The organism is Capnocytophaga sp. H4358 (genome assembly GCF_002302515.1).
Classification (GTDB): Bacteria; Bacteroidota; Bacteroidia; order Flavobacteriales; family Flavobacteriaceae; genus Capnocytophaga; species Capnocytophaga canis.
Genome location: NZ_CP022380.1, coordinates 2,235,106 through 2,259,253, shown reverse-complemented (window position 1 = coordinate 2,259,253; position 24,148 = coordinate 2,235,106). Strand labels below are relative to the sequence as shown.

Here is a 24,148-nt window from a genome sequence, read left to right as displayed (position 1 = left end):
ATACAAAATCACAAAAGTAGGGGTATTAAGAATTATGTAGGGATAAACTCCGTGATGCTGAATGAAAAAACTCAATCAATCGGATTTGATTCGTTTCGTTCTTTAGTTTTTTTAATTTCCTCGACATCGTTTTCTTCAGGAGTTTTAAATGCTTCAATGGGTTTAGGAGCTATTTTCTGTGCCTCTTCACTAAAAATTTCATTCTGATGGCTGATGCGTTCTTTACCTCGCCAAATGAATTCTTTAAAAAGTAGTTCTTCTTTAGATAATTTTTCTTCAGGGTACAAATTTCCGATAGGTTGTGTGATAAATACCACTTGTGCAATTTGTTGATTTTCATCCAATCTCAACTTTATGTGGCTACAGGTAAGTTTATTGATGCCGACCAATTCATTTCTTTCGGTGTAGACGTACTGAATAGATTCCGTATTTTGAATGAAGTCAATTTGTTTTAATCTATTTTTCTTAAATTTCCCATATAAAACCCTACCTTTCACTTGGTTATATCCATCGCCTAAACTATCTTTTTCTACTACCAAGGCATTGTTAAATACCTTGAGTGAGTCCATTTGTTGAGTTCTTTTATCAGCAATCAGATGTATGTTCTCTCCTGTTATTTGACTTTCTCCTGTCCAAGCTACTGGATTTCCAATGAGCTGTGTAAGCCCGTTTTCTTCATTCGAATGAATGGAATCACATTTGGCTTGTAGGTCAGTTTTGTAGATTCGTGCGTCGTGAAATACCCGTATGTTTCGCTTACCTTCCTTGCCTGTAACCAGTATCTTTTTTCCATGCATATACATTGAATCCCTTTCTACCAAAGTGATTATCAATGGTTTTTTAGTAATAAACATAGAATCTTTTGCCTTATGAACCTCCCCATAATGTCCCTTAACTGTGGTTTTATTAAGGCTATCCAAAATAATTATGTTGTTAGTTGCGGAAGCAAATTGTCGTTTTTTATCGAAATAAAGACTATCTCCTTTGATTGTTTTTAGGTCATAATCAATTTTAGCATTCTGCTTGAAGTACCCCTCCTCACGGCGAGTGTCATAAAACCCTTTTTCACTATATGTTTTATAATCCTTTCCTACAATAGTGGTAGCTCCGTAAAAGTACGCATTTCCCGTGTTATGAAAATAGTCCAAAACCTGAGAATCTACCGTAAAATCCTTATTTACAATCTTCACAGCATTAGTAAACTGATTTTTTTTAGTTTCTATGAAATATTTACCAACCTTGCTCGTTAGCTCGTTTTCAATGTCAGTAATTTTACCAAAGTTGTTGTAGTAAGCCACTTGAGTATTCCTGTCGAGGAATAGCTCTTCAGTTTCTAAAGTCATTGTTTCATTTTTCAGCACCACCTCTTCCTTAGCAACTGCAGTTTTTAGGTTTCCGTTGTAAGAAATATATTTGCTGTTCATTTGCAAAGTATCACCTTGTTGCAAAAGTACATCTCCAAAAGCAATAACCTCATTTCGAGCTTCATAAAGCACTGCCAAATCACACCAAACATCCAACCCTTGATGATGAAATTGCACTCGCTTACCGTCGGATTTAAAGATCGTAGCTCCTGGATATTTCACATGGTCAATGGTGAACTCCCCTCCATAAACAATCTCAATACGCCTTTTTTTTCCTTCTTCTTGTTGAGCAAAAAGACTGAAAGTTGTTACTAAAAAACTGACTATTAAACAGATATACTTTATCATTTGCAAATAATATTTTCTTTGAGTCGGTCACCCCCCGACAACTTTTCCTAACGTAGATTTGGTTATTGTACTTCCACAGAAGAACTAAAAAATATTTTATTAAAATCTGACCTGCACCGACAGACCAAATTGAGGCTGTGCAGTAAATTCATTGATCTCTATAAACGGTTCAAAGCTCAATTTTTCATCAACATTGAACTGTTTTAGATGTGCATCCACATTAGCATCGACAATATTCAGTGCATATAACCCAATGGTTATCAACAAGGAAAGTTCTTGATTTCGACGATAAAACTGTTGAGCTCTCCGCAGTCCATCAGTACTCAATCTTGGCTGTCCATCGGGACGATTACCATAAAATTCATCATCCGTAAACCCCGCGGCACGTCGTTTGTAGGCAGCTTGATAGCGGTTAAATTCGCGTGTGTTAGCGATATAAAAATAAATAGGTGTGCCGATAGCCACATAGACTATCGGCATTTTCCAGTAACTTTTATTGTAGGCTTGTCCTAATCCAGGAAGTATGGCAGCATAAAAAGCTGCTCTTGCTGGTGAAAGAGGATCCGTATTCCACGTAACCTGCCTCACTTCCTTTTTATCCTCGACAGTACTAATTTTCAGTGTATCAGATAAATTGGTTTGCTGGGCCTTGGCTACATATCCTCCCAAAAATAATAGTATCAAAAAAAATCTATTCATTCCCTATTTAATAACCGTTGAATTCGTCTGAAATCTTCTTCCGAACTGAATGGAATGATCAACGTTCCTTTACCGTTTTTGGCTACTTTTACGCTTACTTTTGTACCAAAGAAGCGATCGAACGTATCCATACTTTCAAGCACATAACTAGGAGTAGTTCCTTTGTTGTTTTCTATCTGAGATTTAGGTATTTCTATTCCAACGATATTATTTTCTGTGGTATTTATTTCCGGATTTTGCAACTTACGTACCAAATCCTCTGTTTCTCGAACTGATAAATTATCGGAGATAATGCGTTGATATATCTCAGCTTGGACTTCAGGATTTTCAATGGTAATAATGGCTCTTCCATGTCCCATTGAAATAAACCCATCGCGAATACCTGTTTGAATGATAGGAGCTAACTTCAACAATCTTAGATAGTTAGTAATTGTCGAGCGTTTTTTCCCTACTCGTTTACTCATTTGGTCTTGCGTTAGGTTGATTTCTTCAATCAAACGTTGATAAGACAATGCTATCTCGATAGGATCCAAATCCTGACGCTGTATGTTTTCGACCAGTGCCATGGTAAGAGATTCATTGTCGTCAGCAATACGAACATAAGCTGGAATGGTTTGCAACCCTGCTAACTTTGATGCTCTGAAACGACGCTCTCCCGACACAAGTTGGAATTTATTTACGCCAATCTTACGTACTGTAATAGGCTGAATAACACCCAACTCCTCAATAGAAGAAGCTAGTCCTTGCAATTCTTCCTCATTGAAAGATGTACGTGGTTGAAACGGATTTACCTCAATACTATCTAACTCCAACTCAATGATGTTCCCCACCACTTTCTCAGCGTTCTTATCAGCGATTGAATTAATGTCATTTTCAGGACTATTGCCGAAAATAGCAGAAACTCCTCTCCCTAACGCTTGTTTTTTAAATGCTTTTGCCATTAACGTTGTCTATGCTTTATTTTTTTCGATGATTTCTTGTGCTAAATTCAAATGGTTGGTAGCTCCTTTACTTCCTGCGTCATAGTTGATAATAGTTTCTCCGAAACTTGGTGCCTCACTCAAACGAACGTTACGTTGAATAATCGTTTTGAAAACCATATCGCTAAAGTGCTTCTGAACTTCTTCCACTACTTGATTTGACAAACGTAAACGTGCATCATACATAGTTAACAACAAGCCTTCAATGTCCAAACTTGGATTGAATACTTTTTGAACACTTTTGATAGTGTTCAACAGTTTTCCTAGTCCTTCCAAAGCGAAATACTCACACTGAATAGGAACTATTACGGAATTTGCTGCCGTTAGCGCATTTAGGGTAATCAATCCTAATGAGGGTGCACAGTCTATCAAAATATAATCGTACTGGTCTCTGATAGGCTCTAACGCTTTTTTGAGCATATACTCACGTTGCTCTTTGTCGACCAACTCAATTTCAATCGCCACTAAATCAATGTGAGCAGCAATCAAATCCAAATTCGGTGATTCAGTTTTGATGATCATATCTTTAGCAGGAATCGTATGCTCTAATAATTCATAGGTTCCGTGTTCAACAGATTCTACATCTACCCCCAATCCTGAAGTTGCATTCGCCTGAGGATCAGCGTCAATCAACAATACTTTTTTCTCGAGTACGCCCAATGAAGCTGCTAAATTTACGGAAGTTGTGGTTTTTCCAACGCCTCCCTTTTGGTTTGCAATAGCGATTATTTTGCCCATAATTATTTTTTTATGCTATATTTACCTTATTTAATTTCAATTTTCTGAGTATTTAAACGAACTTTGAGCCATTTTTCTAAAGCTTCAAGCTCCTTTTTCTTCGTACTTTCATCAACATCTTTTTCCCATTCAAAACGAAACACTGGGATAGTATCCGTTTTTTTAAAGTTACTACGCAATTCGTTAGCAAACGAAACTGAAGCTATCAAATCACTTTTAGCAGCAATCTCCTTACTAATTTGATCAAATTTCGAGGCTTCACGCATATATTTGTTTAAAGACTCTAATTTGCTTTGCAATAGTTTTATTTCTCCTTGACTTGAAGCAAGTTGTTCTTTATTGGTATTGTAAAGTTCTGCTATGTAACCACTTTGATCTTTATTTTCACTATCACTCAAAATTCGTAACTGCGTGTTTTGTAGATAGCTATAACTGTTCTTTTGATTCTCCCAAAGAACTCTGACCTCAGGTGATATGCTTACATCTCCAAAAAAAACTAACTCAATATACGGATTTCCATCATTATAATTTGCCTTTGAGAAATCTTTAAGAAAATAGCCTTTTTCACCAAAATCGTAGACTTCTATGCTATTTTTGATGAAACGATTGGCATCTATCTCAAATTTTGATTCTTTCCATACTCCATAAAACGTATATCCTGCAGGAATCATCATCAATGTGGAAACAAAATACGCCATCTGCGAAATACGTTTTCTTTTGGATGAATTGGCATAGACTACCATTGGAATTTTGATAATACGAAGTATCAAAAATGTAGCCAAAGCAATAAAAAACGTATTAATTAAGAACAAATACAACGCTCCTGAAGCTAATTTAAAATCCCCGATTGACAAAAAATAACCTACCGTACAAAGCGGTGGCATCAAGGCTGTAGCAATGGCAACCCCAAAAATAACGCTTGCCATGGTTCCTTTTTTGGCTCTCGCAATCACAAGTGCCAAACCACCAAAGAAGGCTATCAACACATCGCGTATGTCAGGTGCAGTACGTGCTAAAAGTTCAGACGAGGTATTGCTTAATGGAAAAATGTAGAAGAATGTAAAAGCAGAAACCACACTCAAAACTACCATCACTCCAAAGTTTTTCAAAGCTCTTTTCAATAAGTCGACATCGTTCATAGCCAACGCTAATGCCATTCCCAAGATAGGACCCATCAATGGGGAAATAAGCATCGCACCGATGATAACCGCCGTTGAATTTGCATTTAATCCTAACGACGCAATAATAATGGCACAAATCAAAATCCACGAAGTATGTCCTTTCAGCGAAATATCGGCCTTAATACTTTCTATAGTAGCCTCTTTATCAGTCTGCTCGTGAATGTTCATCAAATCTGCCAAAAAATCTTTTATCTGAACAAAAATACTTTTTGGACTCTCTTTAAGCGTATGTTCGTTATTTTGGTTATTTTCCATCATTTAAAATTTAGATGTATGAAACTTTTCTGTTTTTAAAACAACCCTGGTATGTTTGGCAATCCTTGCTTTGCAACAGCTGCCAACTCGGTTTCGTTAATTTGGGTAGCTTTTTCAATGGCTTTGTTCAGCGTAAGTACCAAATAATCCTCCAATTGCTCTCTGTCCTCTAAAAGACTATCGCTAATTTCCAACGATTTAATCTCCCTGTTAGCGGTAATCGTCACTTTAATACTTCCGTCGGACGAGGTCTCGTCAATCAGTACGTGATTTAATCGTTGTTTTGTTTCTTCTATTTTTTGCTGGGTTTCTTTAAGTTTGCCCATCATCCCCATAAGGTCTCCAAACATAGTTCTTATTATTATTTTTTATGTGGACAAAAGTAAGAATTTTTTTTGAAGTAGCAAGTTTAGAGATTTGTTAAAAAAGCCACCGCTAAAGTTAAGTTCTATTTTTCTTTTCGGAAGTATATTGTACGTTATTTTCAATAGCTAAATTGATAATTATATGTAGGTTAAGTAAGTTTTTGAAGTCCTGAACAAGTCAAAATCAATTATTAATCAACAAAGTACGACCTACTATGTAATAGACCTTCCTTTGAAGAAAATTAACGTAAAGGTTGATATCTATTTTTTTAGGATTTCCTCTGTAAATCTAAGATTTTCCAAAAGGTAGCTTCTTCGGTTTTATCAATGAAGACAGTTTCGATAGGGAGATAAAAAATATCCGACAAGCGACTTTCTAAACGTACATAATCCTTTTCTGTGGTAAGTACACGAGGGGATTGTTTGAGTTTTTCGATTTCGGTTTCTGAAAAATGATGATGATCAGCAAAATTCAAATGCTCAAAAGTTGCTCCACATTTATTCAAAAAATTGAGAAGAGGAATGGGATTTGCAATGCCCGTTACCAAGAGAAAAGGTAATTTAATAAATTCTTCTAAATAAACAGATTGATTAGCTGAAATCACTTTTTCTCCATAAGCAATGGTTGCAAAAACCACAGATTGATGTTCTTTCTGGCGTATCTGCGTAGCAATTTTTTTTCGCTCCTGCTGACTGATATGGGGTGGGCATTTAGTAACTACAATGACGTCCGCCTGTTGTACTCGTGAAACAACATCTCGCAAGTTTCCAGTAGGTAAAAGCCAATCATCGGTAAATAAATTTCCATAGGCAGTCAAAACCACATTGATTTTCGCTTCTACTTTGCGATGTTGAAAAGCATCATCAAGCAGGATTACTTCAGGAGGCTGTGGTAAATCCAACAGATGGGATATGCCTGAAGCTCTGTCTGCATTTACCACCAAACTAATTTTAGGATATTTTTTCCAAAATTGAAATGGCTCATCCCCTAAATCGTACACGGTAGAAGTAGTATCAGCCATGACTAATCCCTTTGTTTTCCTCTTGTAACCTCTACTAACTACTCCTATCTTATAGTTTTCCTGTAGATTGCGGATTAAATATTCAACCATAGGCGTTTTTCCTGTACCTCCAACACTGACATTTCCAACACAAATGGTCGGTATTTCAAATTGTACACTCTTCAGAACACGTTTATCGTATGCCAGATGGCGTACCCGCACAACGATGCCGTACAACACTGCAAACGGAAAAAGCATATACCGCAATAACTGTATCATTTTTTAATATCAAAATAAACTTGGAAAGCACAAAAGTACGCAATTCTTAGAAATTATTAGGAATTGAAAAAAAATGATTGTCCGTTTTTTTCTCGTAGAACAGTTACAAATCCTTTTTAAGATAAGGTTCATAGCTTTAATAACTGAGCAATTTACAGATAATAAAAAAACAAAAACTTGTAATAAAAGAACTAATACAGTATTTGAATCCAACAAGTTATTGGTAATGAAACATATCATTAAACAATTATTCTGAAAATTGCCTCCCGACTAATGTCCTGTTTGCCCATTTCAATTTATTCCGTACCTTTGCCTCCTTATGAGTCGAAAAAACAAAAATATCATATTCGAAAACGTTGAAGTAATTGATGCAGGGGCTAAAGGAAAAAGCGTTGCAAAAGCTCCTGATGGACGCGTTATATTCTTGTCGGATGCTATTCCTGGAGATGTTGTTGATGTACAAACCACCAAGAAAAGAACTGCTTATTTTGAGGGATTTGTTATCAAGTTTCATAAAAAATCGGACAAACGCACTGAGCCGGTCTGTTCGCATTTTGGTTATTGTGGTGGATGCAAATGGCAGAATATGAGCTATCAACATCAACTATTCTACAAACAAAAGGAGGTAGAAAACAATCTGAAACGTTTAGGACGCATTGAAATTCCTGAAATGCAACCTATTTTAGGGGTTGAAAATCCGTATTTTTACCGTAATAAAATGGAATTCTCTTTTTCTGACACTCGTTGGCTGACCCCTGAAGAAATCAAAAAAGTGGAAACGATTGACAATCGCAACGGATTAGGATTTCATATCTCAGGTGCATGGGACAAAATTTTGGATATTGACACATGTTACCTGCAAGAAGACCCTTCCAATGAAATCAGACTAAAAATAAAACAGTTTGCTATTGAAAACGAGATGCCTTTTTACAGCCCTCGTCAGCAAACAGGTTTTCTGCGTTCAATGATGATTCGCATTACTTCGATTGGGGAAATTATGCTCGTTATTCAGTTTTTCGAAGAAAACAGGAAAATGCGAGAGCAATTGTTAGACTTCATAATTGAAAGTTTCCCACAAATCACCTCCTTGCAGTATATCATTAACGGAAAGCAAAACGATTCAATTTATGACCAAGAGGTGATATGCTATAAAGGTCGTGATTGCATCTACGAAGAAATGGAAGGATTGCGATTCAAAATCAATGCTAAATCGTTTTATCAGACCAATTCGAAACAGGCATATAACCTCTACAAAGTAGCACGTGATTTTGCGGAATTGAAAGGTAATGAATTGGTGTATGATTTGTACACTGGTACGGGAACCATTGCTTTGTTTGTTGCCCAAAAAGCAAAAAAAGTGATTGGTGTTGAAGCTGTTCCAGAAGCGATTGCCGACGCTAAAGATAATGCTAAAAACAACAATATTAGCAACGTTTCATTTTTTGTGGGAGATATGAAAAATGTTTTTAACGAAGCATTTATAGAGGAAAATGGCACACCCGATGTTATTATCACCGATCCACCACGTGATGGAATGCACAAAGATGTTGTTACTCAAATTTTAAGCATTGCACCTCCAAAAGTGGTGTATGTAAGTTGCAATAGTGCAACCCAAGCTCGTGATTTAGCTCTAATGGATGCAATGTACAAAGTAACTAAAGTACAAGCAGTGGATATGTTCCCTCAAACGCATCATGTTGAAAATGTGGTTCTATTGGAAAAAAGAATATAGTTTATAATTCACATACTTTTGGAGATTCGTGATTAAACCTTTCATCTAAAAATAAAATAAGAGTATTCAGTCTATTTTACCTTGCACAAAAGTTTTCGGTTATTTAATCCAATCATTAACCCGATTAGCATCCAAGCGTAGAAATATAAACAAAAGAATAGTAAATGCCCATAGCCCTGAACCTCCATAGCTGAAAAAAGGTAATGGAATACCTATGGTAGGTATCAATCCAATCACCATACCTATATTTATACAGTAATGCATGAACAAAATTGATGCCACACAATAACCATAAATTCGGCTAAATTTGGAGCGTTGTCGTTCCGCTAAAATAATCAAGCGAAGAAGCAAAAAAGTAAAAATCACAATCACTGTGAGCGTACCTACCAGTCCCCATTCCTCGCCCAAAGTGGTAAAGATATAATCCGTATGTTGCTCTGGTACAAAACTCCCCTTAGTACGAGTACCTTCTAAAAATCCTTTTCCAAAGATTCCTCCTGAAGTAATTGCCGATTCGGACATGTAGGTATTATAGCCAAAGTCACGACGCATCTCACTGATTTTCTGAGGGTCTTGCTCCATACGTAACCATAAACTCAACCTGTTTCGGTGGTGCTGTTTCAAAACCGAATCAAATACAATCGATGTGGAAAACGATGTGAGCAAACAAACCGACAAAAGGATAAATATATTCTGAAAAGGAATTCTATTGGTTCTTCTTTTATACCAAAATCCGTAGAAACCAATCATTAATAAGCAGATGATTACAGCGAAAAGCACACCAAATTTCAAAGTTATAATAAAAACTATGGCTACCAACACCATGTAGAACAACAAAGCAACGTGCATACCTTCACGGAACAGTACAAATGTTAAGGAAAAAAAAACCAGTAAACTCCCTACATCAGGTTGCAGAAGAATTAAAATAGCGGGTAATGCCAGAATAAGTATTGCCTTAAAAAGATCTTTAAAATTCTGTATGTTAGTATGAATATCACTCAAAAACTTTGAGAAAAACAATGCTGTGGCTACTTTAGCAAACTCACTGGGCTGCACAGTGATAGACCCAATAGCATACCACGATAAAGCTCCGTTGGTTTTCTTTCCTAAAACAAATAGTCCCGCTAATAAAGCTAATGAAATAAGATAAAATACAAAAGAAAAATTTTCGTAAAATTTTGAATCTATTGCCAGAATAAAAACAATAAGCAATAGTCCAAGCCCAATAAAAAGCGTTTGTTTTCCGTAAAATTGATCAAGGTCAAAAATAGAAGTTACCTCAGCCTCATTATAAGTAGTTGAAAAAATAGCTATCCAACCAATACTAACCAATAATATATAACAAAAAACGGATAACCAATCTAAATTTTTTATAAGGCTTTGTTTCATAAAATCTAATTTGAAAGTTGTTTTGTTTTTCTAAATAATAGATTTACGTTTTTATCGGACATACATTGAATCTGTGTCTGGTTTTATTCTATTTTTACACAAAGTAATCCGCTATATAATTGAAAAACATAAATTCACTTAGTATTTTCATCGTTACCCCCTATTTGGATTCCATATGAATACCACGATACAGTTTGCGCAAAAAAAATAGAAGAATATGACCTTGATTGAAATATGAACAATATTTTCTAAAATTACCTTTATAACGATGAGGTTCCGACTACATATCCGAATGGAATGTAATTGAAACCTCAAATTTTTAACTCTTTATATAATTACTTTTTTTTGAAAAAATAGTACAAAGCATAGTTCAGAATAAGACCAAACCAACGACTTTTTGGTTTGAAAAAGCTCCCTCCTACGTTTGAAAAAGCACTAGCCATCAAATTCTTAGGAGCTAAGCTATCCGTAAAATTTGAAGTACTGTTCTTCAACTGCAACCAGTCAATTTCTTTTTTGAGTCTCAAGATTTTTAAATCACTTTCAATTTCCTCAAAAGATTGATAAATTCTATTTCTCTTCATCTTCTTCTCCCGCTTTAAAGTATACCTCTGAAAGAGTCCTCAATAAAGGTCTTTCAATCATTTTCTTTCTGAAAAGATAGGCAATACACATCACCAAACAATAAAAAAGTGCCATAACAACAAACCCTAAGGCAATGTTGCCAATCCAAATTCCTATGGCATAGGCAAACGCGAAAGAGAGTGAAAACAATACCAATAGGCTTATCATACCCAATACCAAAATGGATAATAGCCCATAAGAAGTTTTCGCTATAAATCTGAAAACAAACAGCTTGTAGTAAGAAACATTTGTTTCTAATACTTCATTTCCTCTATCGGGGAGTTCTTTAAAAGCCTCTTTTATGTTATTCATCAACTTATTTTATTTTTGCAACTTAGCGTTTGCCTCTTTCAAAGCTGCTAATTTTTTTTCTAAAAAAGTAATCACATCTTCAGCTTTGTAACTCGATTTGGACAAGACTCTGTCCATATTTTCCTCCAAAGAACCTTTGATTTCAGTTGTTTTTAACTTCACCTCCTGCGTTAAATGATCAATTTTTTCCTTCAACTTGTGTGTTGTCTCATCTACTGAATCTTTGATTTTTTTACGAGTATTTTTCCCTTTGTCAGGTGCAAAAAGAATTCCCACTCCTGCTCCAATAGCTACTCCTGTAACTAATGCTAATAATACGTTTCCTGTCTTTGCCATAATAATTTATTTTTTTAAAGGTTTAACATTCTGTTTTTTGTGGCTTATAGCCAAATAATTGCTTTTCTTTGATGATTTCGGAAACCCCACCTGGCAGTAATTCCTCCCAATTGGTTTCACCTCTCTCAATCATCGAGAGAATTTCTCGAGAGAATATGTTGAGATGTGCCTCATCATATCCCTCAATATCCACCACTTTTCCGTTGAATTTGAAAAACTTGTACAATTCTTTCATACGTGGATGCACACGCAAATTCTCACTGGTGATGATTTGACCTGTTTCTGGGTCTTTCATCGGGAACAAATATATTTTAATATCGCGATAAAACAATTTTCCAAATGCCTCTAAAATACCTCCACTCAAATGTCGGTAATATTTTTCATCGAAAATCGCAATCAAATTATTCACTCCCATCGCCAACCCCATTCGCATACGAGTATAATTTGAAAAATATTCTACCACTCGATAATACTCTTTAAAATTAGAAATCAATACTTTTTGACCTAAGGAACACAACAATTTGGCTCTGTCCATAAAATCCTGTTCGTCAATTTCCCCTTCGGCTATCAAATTCGACAGTGTAATTTCAAAAATTACCTCAGTGCGAGACGGATTGACCTTGTTTTCTGCCAAAAACATCTCCAAAGATTTTTGATACATATCCATATTGACCTTGGTCACGGGTCTGAAACTTCCTCGCAAAGTCAGCACATTTTTTTTGTAAAGATGTTCCGCAGGAAGGATATTATTCCCGTCAGGTCCGAACATCACCGCTTCTGTCATTCCATTTCTGATAAGTTGCAAACTCATCAATCGATTATCTACATCCTCAAAATCAGGGCCTGAGAAATTTATCATATCAATTTCAATCAAGTCCTTATCAATATGGTCGTATAAATATTTCAATATTTTTTTAGGCTTTGAGGTCTTATAAAAAGCTCCATAAATGAGATTTACTCCCAAAATTCCTAAGGTTTCTTGTTGTGCTCTGGCTTCAGTTTGGTGAAAACGCACGTGCAAAATGATTTCGTTATACGCTCCATGAGGTTTGGTTTGGAAACGCAAACCCACCCAACCATGTCCTTTATAACGCTTTGAAAAATCAATAGTTGCGACGGTGTTGGCATAAGAGAAAAACACCTTGTTGGGGTGATTATTTCTCGTCAAACGCGTTTCGATGAGTTTGATTTCATAGTCCAACATTTTTTTAAGTCGGCTTTCAGTTACGTAACGTCCATCTTCTTCCACTCCGTACACAGCATCGCTTACCTCCTTGTCATAGGCACTCATTGCCTTAGCAATAGTCCCCGAAGCTGCTCCTGCTCTAAAAAAATGGCGTACCGTTTCCTGACCTGCTCCAATTTCAGCAAAAGTTCCGTAAATATTTTCATTCAAATTAATACGCAATGCCTTGGCTAAAGTCGAAGGTACATCTTCAATGGCTATATCCTTATCTCCTTGAATTATGACGCTCATTTTTTTATGCTTTTATTTTTTCAGGTTAATATCACCTCTATTTCCTAAATACTTTAATTTCTTTTATATAAAACACGGCACACACCCTCTTTAAAACAGAGGATTAGCCTCATTTAAAAAACTATTTGCACAAAAATAGGAAATTCTATTGAAAATTCCTATTTTTGTCGTAAATTTTTTTGCTTTGAAAATTATTTTTTTAGGAACAGGCACATCACAGGGGATTCCCGTCATTGGAAGTAATCATCCTGTAGGATTAAGTAAAAACCACAAAGACAAGCGATTACGAACTTCTGCCCTTATCTCATGGGACAATATAAATCTATTAATTGACTGCGGCCCCGATTTTCGGCAACAAATGCTCACTCACAAAATTAACCATTTGGAAGCAATTCTCTTTACGCATGAACACGCCGACCACACTGCTGGGCTTGACGACATTCGTCCGTTTGTATATCAACAAGGCGACATGCCGATTTATGCCTTACCGCGTGTGATTTCTGAACTGCGACAACGTTTTGACTATATTTTTCGCACTGAAAATCGGTATGCAGGAGCTCCATCAGTAGCTGTCAATGAGGTAAACAATGAGTCATTTGAGTTTTATGGAAAAACTATTCAGCCAATTCATGTGATGCATGGTGATTTACCAATTTTAGGCTATAGAATTGAAAATATCGCTTATATTACGGATGCTAAAAAAATAATAAACAACGAATTAGACAAACTTCACGGACTGGATCTTTTGGTGCTAAATTGCCTACGTGAGGAGATTCACCCCACACATTTAAACTTGGATGAAGCTTTGGAAATTATCCGTATTGTACAACCAAAAAAGACCTATTTCACCCATATCAGTCAAACGTTTGGATTTCATGACGAGGTGTCTAAAAAACTACCAGAAAACGTTTTTTTGGCCTATGACAATCTGATTTTAAACAATATATAAGTATTTAAAATCTAAAAAATCCGTCGGGAGTAGCACAGTAATCCAAAGGAATATCAGTTGAGAAAACCCCTTCAATTTTTAATTCAGGGAGAAAAAATGATAGACCTACCTTTAAAGTAGTTACAGGACAGTTTGATAAAAATCGGTCATAAAATCCACCTCCATACCCGACCCTATTCCCTTTTTGATCGTAAGCCAGTAACGGAACAAACACCACATCTATTTGAGCAGATTGCACCTCAAATCCGTTGGAAGGCTCTGTAATTCCTAAATGATTTTGTCGCAAAATAGTTTGCTCTGTGAGTAAAATATGCTTTAACCTCCCGCTTTCTTCATCTATCTTAGGTAATACGATATTTTTATCTTTTCCATGGAGAATATGTAAAATATATTCGGTGTTAATTTCAAACAATTTGGCTATCGGAAGAAAAATATGATAATTTTCCCTATCCCAAATAGGCATTTTCAATAATTGATTGGCTATTTGTAAACTTTTTTGCTCACGCTCTTCTTCTGAAAGACCTGCTCGAAGTTGTTTGTAATAATTCCTTAACTCTTTTTTGTCCATAAAACATGTTTTTGGAATTAGCAAATATACAAAAAAAGCAAATAATTTCATTAATTAGTTAAAAATAGGACATTAAAGACACGAAAATTATGAACCTTTAATTCGTTTACTCGAACCTTTTTTGAACTTGAAAGTTAGTAAAAAAACATTAAGTTTCCGTAAATTAAATTTTAAACCACATAGAGACATAGAATTAACACTATGTCTCTATGTGGTTTAAATATAATAGCTCTAAAAATATTATTTGATGTGTTTAACCTACAAAAACACTCCTACCTTTAATCGAAGAAAATATCAATAATCAGACTCTTTTATAATCTACTGAATAATAAACCTATTGCCTAAACTCTCCAAATAACATACATTATTTTTCAATTTCAGAAACTCTTCTGCTCAAATTAGAGAGAAAATCATGCAAGTTTGGATTAAACTTCAAAAAAAACGAAAATATGTTTTTTTACTTGTTTCGCCCCATTTCTTCGGGATAAAGCTCAAAAACAGGATTGCTTTGCCAAAATTCCTTGGTATTGATATCCATCACTGTAATACGCCCTTTAAACGCCGCTCCCGTATCAATATTCCATACATTGTTAGCAGACATAGGTTTGTCGGTTTCGAAACGAACAGTAGGTGTATGTCCTATAAAAATTTCGGAATAGAGTTTCAATCTATTTGGATAACGAATTTGTTCAGGCGACATTTCTACCGAAATAGCTAATTCCCAAAGAGTTCTATCCCAATAGAATGCCTTGGGAAAATATTCATACTCTACTCCTCTCAAATTAGTGAACCCTGCGTGAACAAACAATCTATTTTGGCTATCTAACTGATAGTTAGACAACTTTTTCAAAAAATCGATATGTTTTTGCTTGGTTTCTTCAGGGATGGATTCGTAGGCTTTTTCGGTAGCATCTCCTCCGTGGAAATACCACATCTTTTCCATTGATTTTCCAGACAAAAAATCTAAACACAAATCATCATGATTCCCTCTGAGAAAAGTGCAATCGTATTTTTTACCAAAATCTATCAAAAAATCAATAACTTGAGGTGTCTGACTCCATCCATCAGCATAATCTCCTAAAAATATGAATTTGTCTTGATCTTGAATATTCACTCGTTCAAGTACTTGAATCAATGCCTTATATGCTCCGTGAATATCACCTATTACTAATGTTCTCATCTGTGAGTATTGTATTTTAATTTACGCATAATGCGAAGTGTCCGCTTTAAAGCGGGGTAGGATTCCCTATCTATTTCTCTGTATTTGAACCGAGTTTCTTCTAATAACTCTTTGGCCTGTATGTAACCACTTAAATAACACGTCAAAAAAGTGGATGGTAGCAGTTTTAATTTATTCAAACTACTGTTATTCAAATCATTCCCCTCTATTATATTTTTAACTATGGGCATATACTCGTCCCATAAAAGAGCCGATTTTTCAAGATTATACGCAGGAGGAATAAAGACCAACTTTTGATGTATTTTGTATGTTCCATTATTAAAAAACTCGATGGTGAGTGTTTCCAATGGGTGGTATTTTTGTGAAAAATCAGTTGCTAATTCGATATATTCCGTAATTTGGAATGAATTTGCTTGAATATGGATTTCAACCAAATCCAAGGCAGAAAAAAACAGTTGTACTTGTTCGTTAATCAGCTCAATATCAACTCTTGAATAAAATAATTTTCCATCAACACGCTCTGGTTTCCCTGCGTAACATAGCACAAATTGTTCTCTGAAAACGTGATAAAAAGCCTGTAAATCCTTGTGTCGGTGATTTAAAAAATGGATTGTGGCATCAAGAGTATGTTGAATATTATTACTTGAAAGTTTTTCTATTTGCCGAACTGTTTTTAGGTTTACATCGCTTATTTTAAAGGTTTTATCAACAATTTTACTGTTACTACCCTCTCGTTTGAAAATGGTTCCTTTCGGGTATTTCCACACACCTTTTGATAAAGAACATATTTTTTGAGATGATCGTACTGTAACCAAACCAACCACTTTATTTTCAGCAATATCTGGAAAAATAATATTTTCATACATTACTGATGGGGGATTTTCTAAATAGGAATTGACCAGATTTTGAATATGGCTGTCATCGAAAAAATCCACCCCAAAAATTAAGCGTGATTCATCTTCAACACCAACAATTATAAACGCATTATTATAGGGATTCGAATTGGCTAAAGCACAAACTATTTTCAAAAACTTAGCCTTTCCTTCACGATCACTCAAATTGATGAAACGCTTACGATCATAGAAACTGTTTTCGTCGCTATGAGCTAATAGGTTCTTAATTAGTAAGCGCTTATTTATCATATTAGTGTTACTTTATTTTGAGATACTTTACAACATACTTATTTCCAAATCATTACGATCAGGAGCAAATTCTTTTAAAATTTCGATATTTCCGTTAGCCAACCAACGGTGCTTCGGCTTTTCAGTGGCACCATTTAACAATTGATTTTGACTGAGTATGTTTTTAGTTTGTCTAGCAACGGCATATCCAGAATCAATCACTTGAATATTTTCGGGGATAAGTTGCTTAATTTGAGGTAATAAATACGGATAGTGAGTACATCCCAACACCAGATAGTCTATTCCTTCTTCTACCATTGGATACAAATATTTTTTGAGCAAAATCGTCATTTCAGGACTATTAATTTTGCCTGACTCTATGAGTTTTACCAAACCTTCTCCTACCCTTTCAATAAATTCAATACCGTTATTTTGTGCTAAACTATTGCTATTTTTCTGAAATAATTCACTCGTCAACGTCCCTTGAGTAGCTAACACTCCTATTTTTTTAGTGACACTTCCCAAGGCTGCAGGTTTAATAGCTGGTTCAATACCTATGAAAGGTATATGTCTATATTTTTCACGAAGATAGGAAATAGCGTTAGTCGTACCCGTATTACAGGCTAAAACAATGATTTTCACATTATTATTGAGCAAACACTCTGTATTTCTTTCGCATAAAGCAATGATTTCGTCCTTCGTTTTTCCGCCGTAAGGAGCATTTTTATTGTCTGCTAAGAATAGGGTGTTCTCATTGGGCATCAATGCTACGACCTCTTTCCAAATGGTGGTTCCTCCAACACCCGAATCAAATAATCCAATAGGAGCTTGTTTTTTCATAACACAAAAGTAACACTTTTTACCTGAAAAACGAAATAAAGAGTTTTCGTTTTACTTATTCTCTCTTGAAAAGTAGTAGAAATCTTTAGAGGATTTCTGTTCAGCGTCAACAGAAAACCATAATACAAAAAGATGATTTCGGTCTGTTCATCATTCTTTTGCTGTTGAGTGATACCTCTGAGTAATAGCATATTGACTGTCTCGCCTATTACGCCTTTGTGAAAAGCATGACCTTGTTTTAAAAATTCTATAATAGACTCAATTACTACTCTTTTCTTATGTACCGAGTTGAATTTTACCCTTGTATAACTCTGTATCTTTTTAGAAGTATATAATAAATTTGGTATAATCAATGAACTATAAAGTCTTGAGAAAGAAAAAAGTGTTTTTTCCTTCTGAAGCAGTCCTTAATGATCTCACTAAGTTAATTATATTCCTATTGTAAATGCTTTATCTCTCCTTAATTCGATTCGAAAGAATCAATTCAGCCGTTTTTTGACTTGCTCCACTTCCCCCTAATTGATTTCGTAAATCCATATAGTCTTGCAGTAACTTATCGCGATGTGTTGGAGTTAAGAGTTTATCTATTTCAAAACGTAAATTTTTGGTATTCAACTCCTCTTGAATAAGTTCTGTAACTACAGGTTTATCCATAATAAGATTTACTAACGAAATATACTTCAAATTAATCACTCGCTTTGCAATTTGATATGACAGCCAATTACCACGATAACAAACCACTTCTGGGACATTAAACAAAGCTGTTTCCAAAGTAGCTGTTCCACTGGTCACCAATGCACAAGTGGCTACGGATAATAAATCGTAAGTTTTTCCACTAACAAAATATACATTATTATTTTTGATAAATTGCTGATAAAAACCATAATCTTGTGATGGAGCTCCTGCAATAACAAACTGATAATCAGGATAATAATCCACTACTGAAAGCATCACTGAAAGCATTTTGGCGATTTCTTGTTTTCGACTTCCGGGAAGTAAAGCGATAATGGGTCGTTGGTCTAGATTATTTGCTACCTTAAACGCATGCGGATCTATTGGTTCACGATTAGCTATAGCATCTAAAAGCGGATGTCCTACAAAATGAACAGGATAAGCATGTTTTTTTTCATAGAAATCTTTTTCAAAAGGCAATATCACATACATAAAATCTATGTCGCGCTTAATGGCTTTTATACGATTTTCTTTCCACGCCCAAATTTGAGGCGAAATATAGTAATGTGTTTGAAAACCTTGCTGCTTCGCCCACGTAGCGATACGCATATTAAAACCCGGATAATCAATGAAAATCAGTACATCTGGTTGGAAATCCTGAATATCTTTTTTGCAAAAAGCGATATTCTTTAAAATAGTTTTCAGATTGGTGATAACTTCCCAAAAACCCATGAAAGCCAAATCTCGATAGTGCTTGACAAGGGTTCCTGCAACGGATTTCATTTTATCTCCTCCCCAAAAACGTATATCGGCACTGGAGTCTTTGGCAATAAGTGCTTTCATCAGATTGGCTCCATGTAAATCACCCGATGCTTCACCTGCTATGATGTAGTATTTCATCTCTTGTTGGATTGTTGTTTACGTTTGAGGAAATCAAACAATTTATGTAATTTTTCAAATTGAAATAACCCTTTATCCGTAGTAACACGAATGGTTAGATATATTCCTAAAGGAAGTAAAATCAACGTAGAAAACCATGGTGCAATGACAGGGCTTACCGTGTTATTTTCTGCTATATTCTTAACAAACAAACTTATAAAGTAATAAGATAAAAACAGAACCATTGCCACTACAAAGGGTAAACCCAATCCTCCTTTACGAATGAATGCACCTAACGGTGCCGCCACAAAAAACAATACAAAACAAGAAAATGTCAAGGCAAACTTATCACTCAAATTCAGAATATGGAGGTTTAATGTTTTGTAACGATATTCAATGTCACGCTGCCTGAAATCTAAATTATCATACTGACTTTGAGCATTGCTAACAGCCATATCCCATATCTGCCGTTTTTTGTGAGTTTCGAATAGGTTTAGCAGTTCTGAAATATCCTCAACATTGTTATTCTCAGAAGTTTTTATATTTTTTTCAGGTAGAAAAATACCTGTACGACGCATCATACTCCCCCCATGATCAGCTATATGTTGTTTAAAGTCATTCCGCAATGAATCTATAGCGTAGTTCAATTGTCCAACATTCATCATTCGATAAGTAGTAATATTGGTTTTCTCATTAAAATCAACATTGTTCAAATGGGAAAGATCAATATTGATGACATATTTATCAAAATGTACTTTCGCAAAAGGGAAACGCTGTTGTTGGGCATAAGTTTGAGTCTTGATATCTTCGTAATAATTACCATCTTCCAAGATAAGTTGCAAAAAATCACTATTTTTAACATTTTTTAACTCACCTCGTTCTGCAATAATTACAGTCCTGTTCACACGGTCAGGTGATTTTTTATGAATAACCACCTTTTCTAAAAATTCATCATTTTTACCTGATTTTTTATCAACTTTGATACTGATATCATCACCTATATCTGAAAAAATTCCTTCAGCAATTGCCATGGCAGGCTTCACTTTGGCGATGTTTCGGCGTAGGTCAAACAATTCAGTATAAGACACTGGAATTACTACATTTACTAAAAAAAAAGTAAATAAACTCAGAAATCCCATAAAAACCAACAAAGGTCGCATGGCTCGTTGCACCGAAATTCCTGATGCTTTCATTGCTGCAAACTCGTAATTTTCAGCAAATGCTCCAAAGGTCATAATGGAAGAAACCACCACCGCCAACGGCAAAATGATCGGAATCAATTGCGGAATGAAAAATATTAAAAACTTAGCTATAATCCACATCTCCAAACCTCTACCCGCTAAATCGTCGATATATGTCCACAAAGTATGGAACATAAATATCAGAATTAAAACGAAAAGAGTTCCTAAAAAATTCTTTAGGAACTGTGTCAAAATATATCGATCTAATATTTTCATTATGTGTACGTTACTACTTATTTGGACATCTCACATCGTATTTGATTTCCTGAGGTGAAACTACAATTCAGAGATGTAATATCCTTCTTTTTTATATTTTTCTTTATCAAATTTAAACAAATTTGCTGGAATCGGTTGATTGGTTTTGAACGTATTGACCGTGATGGTGGTTTTCGTATTGTTTTTCCCAATTTCGATTAGATTGTAAATATGCTTTGTTTGAACATCAATCCCTAATAAAATTTGTTTTACATCTGATGTTTTTTGAGGTTTAAGTTCCACATATTGTATCTTTCTGCCCCGTACATTTTGTTCAATATCCCATTTGTAGGTGTATCCCTTTCTATAAAATGTTAACATTTTTGAAGGCGTAATTGAAGTTTCCTCTTCCGATGTTGATTCGATTACAACTTCCTCATTTTCGGGAATTATAGTATATGATTTATTACCATCATATATTTTGGTAGCTCCCATATAATTCAAAACATATTTATCCTTAGCCAAAGTTACATTTCCTTTGATTTCTTGATTAATATTTTCGGAAATATTATCTAAATTATACCGAAACTCAATATAAATATTGTCGTAACTTGTCATTTTGTTATACACCTCATCTAATAAAGCCTTCGCCTTATTAGCGTTCTGAGCCTGAGCCACAAAACTACATAAAGTGATAATCGAAATTATTATTTTTTTCATTTTTTTGATGTTTTTCATAATTATTACTATAATGTGGATTCATACGTAAGATACTCCGAAAGAACCGTTTCATATCAAACCACAAAAAAATCTCATTAATAAATTATTAATCCTTCTCTATGGCCGAGTACAAAATTACGTAAAAACGATGCTCTTTAACGACTTACTACCATGAATACCAATTTCCGTTCCAAAATTAACGTCCATTCAACAAATTTTCGAGCGATACGATGTCAGAAACAAGTACCTTTCGGGCTTTACTTCCATCAAAAGGCCCCACAATTCCTGCGTGTTCCAACTGATCAATAATACGTCCTGCTCGATTATATCCTAAACTCAATTTACGCTGTAGGAGCGATGCCGAACCTTGCTGTGCATTAACAATGATTTCAGCCGCTTCTCTAAATAATTTATCGCGGTCAGCAGGATCAAAATCCAACTCCGTAGCTTCACTTTCACTACCTACATATTCAGGTAATAAGTAAGCATCGGGATAAGCCTTCTGAGCTCCAATATATTCTGTAATATGATTGATTTCAGGGGTATCTACAAAAGCACATTGGATACGAATAGGCTCATTCCCTTGAGTATAAAGCATATCTCCACGACCTATTAGCTGCTCGGCTCCCGAACCGTCTAAAATCGTTTTTGAATCTATTTTCGAGGTTACACGAAACGCAATTCGAGCGGGGAAATTTGCCTTAATAATCCCTGTGATAACGTTTACCGATGGACGTTGCGTTGCAATAATCAAGTGAATACCAATGGCTCGTGCCAATTGAGCCAATCGCGCAATGGGCAACTCCACTTCTTTACCTGCCGTCATAATCAAATCGGCAAACTCATCAACCACCAAGACTATATACGGCAAAAATCGGTGTCCTTCATTCGGGTTTAGTTGCCGTGCTTTGAATTTTGCGTTGTACTCTTTGATGTTACGAACCATTGCATTTTTCAACAACTCATAACGATTATCCATTTCTATACAAAGAGAATTGAGCGTGTTGACTACTTTTTTGTTATCCGTAATAATAGCTTCTTCACTATCAGGAAGTTTTGCTAAAAAATGGCGTTCAATAGTGTTGAACAAAGTCAGTTCTACCTTCTTCGGATCTACTAATACAAATTTCACCTCGGCAGGATGTTTCTTGTAAAGTAAAGATGTGAGTACAACATTAAGCCCCACAGATTTACCTTGCCCTGTAGCACCAGCCATCAGTAGATGGGGCATCTTAGTGAGGTCAGCTACAAAGGTTTCGTTGCTAATGGTCTTTCCGAATGCTACAGGAAGCTCCATCTCCGAGTGTTGAAACTTGGGCGAAGTAATCATGGAACGCATAAAAACAGTGGTCGGTTTCTTATTCGGAACCTCAATACCAATAGTCCCCTTTCCTGGAATCGGTGCAATAATACGAATACCCAAAGCTGCTAAGGACAAAGCTATGTCATCTTCTAAATTTTTAATTTTCGAAATGCGAATCCCCGCAGCAGGGACAATTTCATAGAGCGTAACCGTTGGACCAATGGTAGCCTTTATCTGTGATATTTCAATTTTGTAATCTCTAAGGGTCTGAACGATTGTATTTTTATTCTCCTCCAATTCCTCCTGATTGATAATAATACCACTTTCTTTGGGCTCGTTCAAAAGTTCGATGGTAGGAAAACGATAGTCACTCAAATCCAAACGTGGATCGTATTCTCCATAGTTTTCAACCAATTTTTTAGCTAATAATTCAGGATCAACTTCCTCACTTTGCTTTGGTTTTTCTACTTGCAGATCCAACTCTTCAGAAGGAGTATTGGTTATAAAGAAATTTTCTTCATTCTCTTCATTTGTCAAGAAAGGGATTTCTTTTTTATGAGTGAATACATCTAATTTTTCGTCAGGTTTATTATTGTCAATAAAGATCTTTTCATTATTAACATCTGTTGACTTCAAAAAATCATCATTATTTTCCTCAGGATTCGCTGGAACAGCTACTTTCTTTACTAGTTTAGAGGGACTTAAAGTATCCGAAATTTTGACTTGATTGATTTTAGTGAAAACTGTCTGAAACATTTTGCTCACTTTTTCGGGCGTAAGTTCAGCTTTCAAAATAGCATAAAGTAATAGAAATAAGATGAGTAGTAACGCTGTCCCAAACACCCCAATGTAATCTTGAACAAAATGATTGATTTCGTAACCTGAAATACCTCCCAAAATACTAGCTTTGCCTGAAAAAAAACCGAAAAAAGTAGCAATAAAAATCATCCACAAAATTCCCCAAAACCATCGATTGAAAAGAGGCATTCGCAATCCGAATGAAAGTTTTAAACCTGTCAAAAAAGCCAATACTGCAGGAATAAACATCGCAATTCCAAATCCTTTATAGATAAAAAAATGTCCCAAAAAAGCTCCAATTTTACTCACCAAATTCTGAGCTTCTTGCTGTCTATCCCCTAAAGCCAACCAAACACTTTGATCGGTTTGCCAAGTAAAAAGATAAGACACAAAAGCTACAATAAGCATCAGTGAAACAAAAGTAAGAACAACACCGAAAATTAATTTCCGTTGTTTGCCTTTATCCGTCTTTGTTTTAGTTTTTTTATCGGAGTCCTTTTGTTTTTTTTGTGACATTTTTTTAGTTTAATAGGTAGCAGATTGAAAAGTTAAATCATCACGCAAAAGCCTACAAAAGCTACGTGAGATTTTTCAACTTGATG

22 protein-coding genes are annotated in these 24,148 nt (G+C 35.3%); 2 read left to right on the top strand and 20 right to left on the bottom strand.

Going from position 1 to position 24,148, the window contains the following annotated elements:
- Positions 1 to 71 precede the first annotated feature (71 nt).
- The 7 genes from CGC49_RS09580 to lpxK form a co-directional block, all read right to left on the bottom strand.
- Positions 72 to 1,712 carry an OstA-like protein gene (locus CGC49_RS09580; protein ID WP_095912497.1) on the bottom strand — a complete coding sequence of 547 codons (1,641 nt, stop codon included), beginning with the start codon at positions 1,710 to 1,712 and terminating at the stop codon, positions 72 to 74.
- 99 nt (positions 1,713 to 1,811) lie between these two features.
- Positions 1,812 to 2,411: a DUF5683 domain-containing protein gene (locus CGC49_RS09575; RefSeq protein ID WP_042010013.1), complete on the bottom strand. Its 600-nt coding sequence runs from the start codon at positions 2,409 to 2,411 to the stop codon at positions 1,812 to 1,814.
- A complete protein-coding gene (locus tag CGC49_RS09570; protein ID WP_095912496.1) occupies positions 2,408 to 3,352 on the bottom strand; it encodes a ParB/RepB/Spo0J family partition protein in 945 nt (314 codons plus the stop codon). Before CGC49_RS09570 ends, CGC49_RS09575 begins: the two co-directional genes overlap by 4 nt.
- A gap of 9 nt (positions 3,353 to 3,361) precedes the next feature.
- The gene (locus CGC49_RS09565; protein ID WP_042010018.1) at positions 3,362 to 4,129 is read right to left on the bottom strand and encodes a ParA family protein; all 768 of its coding nucleotides are present in this window, start codon (positions 4,127 to 4,129) and stop codon (positions 3,362 to 3,364) included.
- A gap of 26 nt (positions 4,130 to 4,155) precedes the next feature.
- Positions 4,156 to 5,565 (bottom strand): DUF389 domain-containing protein, encoded by a 1,410-nt coding sequence (locus CGC49_RS09560; protein WP_232745179.1) that lies wholly within the window; start codon positions 5,563 to 5,565, stop codon positions 4,156 to 4,158.
- A gap of 35 nt (positions 5,566 to 5,600) precedes the next feature.
- Positions 5,601 to 5,915 carry a YbaB/EbfC family nucleoid-associated protein gene (locus CGC49_RS09555; protein WP_042010021.1) on the bottom strand — a complete coding sequence of 105 codons (315 nt, stop codon included), beginning with the start codon at positions 5,913 to 5,915 and terminating at the stop codon, positions 5,601 to 5,603.
- A 284-nt stretch (positions 5,916 to 6,199) separates the two neighbouring features.
- On the bottom strand, positions 6,200 to 7,210 hold the full coding sequence (lpxK, locus tag CGC49_RS09550; RefSeq protein ID WP_095912495.1) for a tetraacyldisaccharide 4'-kinase: 1,011 nt from the start codon (positions 7,208 to 7,210) through the stop codon (positions 6,200 to 6,202).
- A 319-nt stretch (positions 7,211 to 7,529) separates the two neighbouring features.
- On the opposite strand from lpxK, the gene rlmD reads away from it, so the two are divergent.
- Positions 7,530 to 8,942: a 23S rRNA (uracil(1939)-C(5))-methyltransferase RlmD gene (gene rlmD, locus CGC49_RS09540; RefSeq protein ID WP_095894218.1), complete on the top strand. Its 1,413-nt coding sequence runs from the start codon at positions 7,530 to 7,532 to the stop codon at positions 8,940 to 8,942.
- A gap of 99 nt (positions 8,943 to 9,041) precedes the next feature.
- On the opposite strand, the gene rodA is transcribed toward rlmD, so the two are convergent.
- The 5 genes from rodA to CGC49_RS09515 all read right to left on the bottom strand — a co-directional run bounded on the left by rodA (position 9,042) and on the right by CGC49_RS09515 (position 13,080).
- Positions 9,042 to 10,331 (bottom strand): rod shape-determining protein RodA, encoded by a 1,290-nt coding sequence (gene rodA, locus CGC49_RS09535; protein ID WP_042343195.1) that lies wholly within the window; start codon positions 10,329 to 10,331, stop codon positions 9,042 to 9,044.
- 335 nt (positions 10,332 to 10,666) lie between these two features.
- Positions 10,667 to 10,915, bottom strand: coding sequence for a DUF6327 family protein (locus tag CGC49_RS09530; RefSeq protein ID WP_095912493.1), 249 nt, complete (start codon positions 10,913 to 10,915; stop codon positions 10,667 to 10,669).
- Positions 10,902 to 11,267, bottom strand: a complete 366-nt coding sequence (locus CGC49_RS09525; protein WP_095912492.1) for a hypothetical protein — start codon at positions 11,265 to 11,267, stop codon at positions 10,902 to 10,904. Before CGC49_RS09525 ends, CGC49_RS09530 begins: the two co-directional genes overlap by 14 nt.
- Positions 11,268 to 11,276: 9 nt before the next feature.
- Positions 11,277 to 11,603 (bottom strand): YtxH domain-containing protein, encoded by a 327-nt coding sequence (locus CGC49_RS09520; RefSeq protein ID WP_095894216.1) that lies wholly within the window; start codon positions 11,601 to 11,603, stop codon positions 11,277 to 11,279.
- A 22-nt stretch (positions 11,604 to 11,625) separates the two neighbouring features.
- Positions 11,626 to 13,080, bottom strand: coding sequence for a nicotinate-nucleotide adenylyltransferase (locus CGC49_RS09515; protein WP_042010038.1), 1,455 nt, complete (start codon positions 13,078 to 13,080; stop codon positions 11,626 to 11,628).
- 184 nt (positions 13,081 to 13,264) lie between these two features.
- Here CGC49_RS09515 and CGC49_RS09510 point away from each other — a divergent pair, with 184 nt between their 5' ends.
- Positions 13,265 to 14,029 carry an MBL fold metallo-hydrolase gene (locus tag CGC49_RS09510; RefSeq protein WP_095894511.1) on the top strand — a complete coding sequence of 255 codons (765 nt, stop codon included), beginning with the start codon at positions 13,265 to 13,267 and terminating at the stop codon, positions 14,027 to 14,029.
- Between the two features lie 4 nt (positions 14,030 to 14,033).
- Here CGC49_RS09510 and CGC49_RS09505 read toward each other — a convergent pair whose 3' ends face one another.
- From CGC49_RS09505 to CGC49_RS09465, 8 genes are all read right to left on the bottom strand, one after another.
- On the bottom strand, positions 14,034 to 14,597 hold the full coding sequence (locus tag CGC49_RS09505; protein WP_095912747.1) for a 5-formyltetrahydrofolate cyclo-ligase: 564 nt from the start codon (positions 14,595 to 14,597) through the stop codon (positions 14,034 to 14,036).
- Positions 14,598 to 15,054: 457 nt separating this feature from the next.
- Positions 15,055 to 15,777, bottom strand: coding sequence for a metallophosphoesterase family protein (locus CGC49_RS09500; RefSeq protein WP_042010041.1), 723 nt, complete (start codon positions 15,775 to 15,777; stop codon positions 15,055 to 15,057).
- Positions 15,774 to 16,919: a DUF5929 domain-containing protein gene (locus tag CGC49_RS09495; RefSeq protein WP_095912491.1), complete on the bottom strand. Its 1,146-nt coding sequence runs from the start codon at positions 16,917 to 16,919 to the stop codon at positions 15,774 to 15,776. The genes CGC49_RS09500 and CGC49_RS09495 overlap by 4 nt, the downstream gene beginning before the upstream one ends.
- A gap of 27 nt (positions 16,920 to 16,946) precedes the next feature.
- The gene (murI, locus tag CGC49_RS09490; protein WP_095912490.1) at positions 16,947 to 17,738 is read right to left on the bottom strand and encodes a glutamate racemase; all 792 of its coding nucleotides are present in this window, start codon (positions 17,736 to 17,738) and stop codon (positions 16,947 to 16,949) included.
- A 450-nt stretch (positions 17,739 to 18,188) separates the two neighbouring features.
- Positions 18,189 to 19,310 carry a lipid-A-disaccharide synthase gene (lpxB, locus tag CGC49_RS09480; protein ID WP_095912488.1) on the bottom strand — a complete coding sequence of 374 codons (1,122 nt, stop codon included), beginning with the start codon at positions 19,308 to 19,310 and terminating at the stop codon, positions 18,189 to 18,191.
- On the bottom strand, positions 19,307 to 20,746 hold the full coding sequence (locus CGC49_RS09475) for an LptF/LptG family permease (protein WP_095912487.1): 1,440 nt from the start codon (positions 20,744 to 20,746) through the stop codon (positions 19,307 to 19,309). The genes lpxB and CGC49_RS09475 overlap by 4 nt, the downstream gene beginning before the upstream one ends.
- A 60-nt stretch (positions 20,747 to 20,806) precedes the next feature.
- Positions 20,807 to 21,445 (bottom strand): outer membrane lipoprotein carrier protein LolA, encoded by a 639-nt coding sequence (locus CGC49_RS09470; protein ID WP_095912746.1) that lies wholly within the window; start codon positions 21,443 to 21,445, stop codon positions 20,807 to 20,809.
- A gap of 196 nt (positions 21,446 to 21,641) precedes the next feature.
- Positions 21,642 to 24,062, bottom strand: a complete 2,421-nt coding sequence (locus CGC49_RS09465; protein ID WP_042010057.1) for a DNA translocase FtsK — start codon at positions 24,060 to 24,062, stop codon at positions 21,642 to 21,644.
- Positions 24,063 to 24,148 lie beyond the last annotated feature (86 nt).

Coding starts and splice junctions, on each gene's coding strand:
- CGC49_RS09565 (WP_042010018.1), bottom strand. CDS start 4,129: ATGGGCAAAATAATCGCTATTGCAAACCAAAAGGGAGGCGTTGGAAAA.
- CGC49_RS09520 (WP_095894216.1), bottom strand. CDS start 11,603: ATGGCAAAGACAGGAAACGTATTATTAGCATTAGTTACAGGAGTAGCT.
- rlmD (WP_095894218.1), top strand. CDS start 7,530: ATGAGTCGAAAAAACAAAAATATCATATTCGAAAACGTTGAAGTAATT.
- CGC49_RS09470 (WP_095912746.1), bottom strand. CDS start 21,445: ATGAAAAAAATAATAATTTCGATTATCACTTTATGTAGTTTTGTGGCT.
- CGC49_RS09515 (WP_042010038.1), bottom strand. CDS start 13,080: ATGAGCGTCATAATTCAAGGAGATAAGGATATAGCCATTGAAGATGTA.
- CGC49_RS09570 (WP_095912496.1), bottom strand. CDS start 3,352: ATGGCAAAAGCATTTAAAAAACAAGCGTTAGGGAGAGGAGTTTCTGCT.
- rodA (WP_042343195.1), bottom strand. CDS start 10,331: ATGAAACAAAGCCTTATAAAAAATTTAGATTGGTTATCCGTTTTTTGT.
- CGC49_RS09525 (WP_095912492.1), bottom strand. CDS start 11,267: ATGAATAACATAAAAGAGGCTTTTAAAGAACTCCCCGATAGAGGAAAT.
- CGC49_RS09580 (WP_095912497.1), bottom strand. CDS start 1,712: ATGATAAAGTATATCTGTTTAATAGTCAGTTTTTTAGTAACAACTTTC.
- CGC49_RS09575 (WP_042010013.1), bottom strand. CDS start 2,411: ATGAATAGATTTTTTTTGATACTATTATTTTTGGGAGGATATGTAGCC.
- CGC49_RS09530 (WP_095912493.1), bottom strand. CDS start 10,915: ATGAAGAGAAATAGAATTTATCAATCTTTTGAGGAAATTGAAAGTGAT.
- lpxK (WP_095912495.1), bottom strand. CDS start 7,210: ATGATACAGTTATTGCGGTATATGCTTTTTCCGTTTGCAGTGTTGTAC.
- CGC49_RS09465 (WP_042010057.1), bottom strand. CDS start 24,062: ATGTCACAAAAAAAACAAAAGGACTCCGATAAAAAAACTAAAACAAAG.
- CGC49_RS09495 (WP_095912491.1), bottom strand. CDS start 16,919: ATGATAAATAAGCGCTTACTAATTAAGAACCTATTAGCTCATAGCGAC.
- CGC49_RS09500 (WP_042010041.1), bottom strand. CDS start 15,777: ATGAGAACATTAGTAATAGGTGATATTCACGGAGCATATAAGGCATTG.
- CGC49_RS09475 (WP_095912487.1), bottom strand. CDS start 20,746: ATGAAAATATTAGATCGATATATTTTGACACAGTTCCTAAAGAATTTT.
- CGC49_RS09505 (WP_095912747.1), bottom strand. CDS start 14,597: ATGGACAAAAAAGAGTTAAGGAATTATTACAAACAACTTCGAGCAGGT.
- murI (WP_095912490.1), bottom strand. CDS start 17,738: ATGAAAAAACAAGCTCCTATTGGATTATTTGATTCGGGTGTTGGAGGA.
- lpxB (WP_095912488.1), bottom strand. CDS start 19,310: ATGAAATACTACATCATAGCAGGTGAAGCATCGGGTGATTTACATGGA.
- CGC49_RS09560 (WP_232745179.1), bottom strand. CDS start 5,565: ATGGAAAATAACCAAAATAACGAACATACGCTTAAAGAGAGTCCAAAA.
- CGC49_RS09555 (WP_042010021.1), bottom strand. CDS start 5,915: ATGTTTGGAGACCTTATGGGGATGATGGGCAAACTTAAAGAAACCCAG.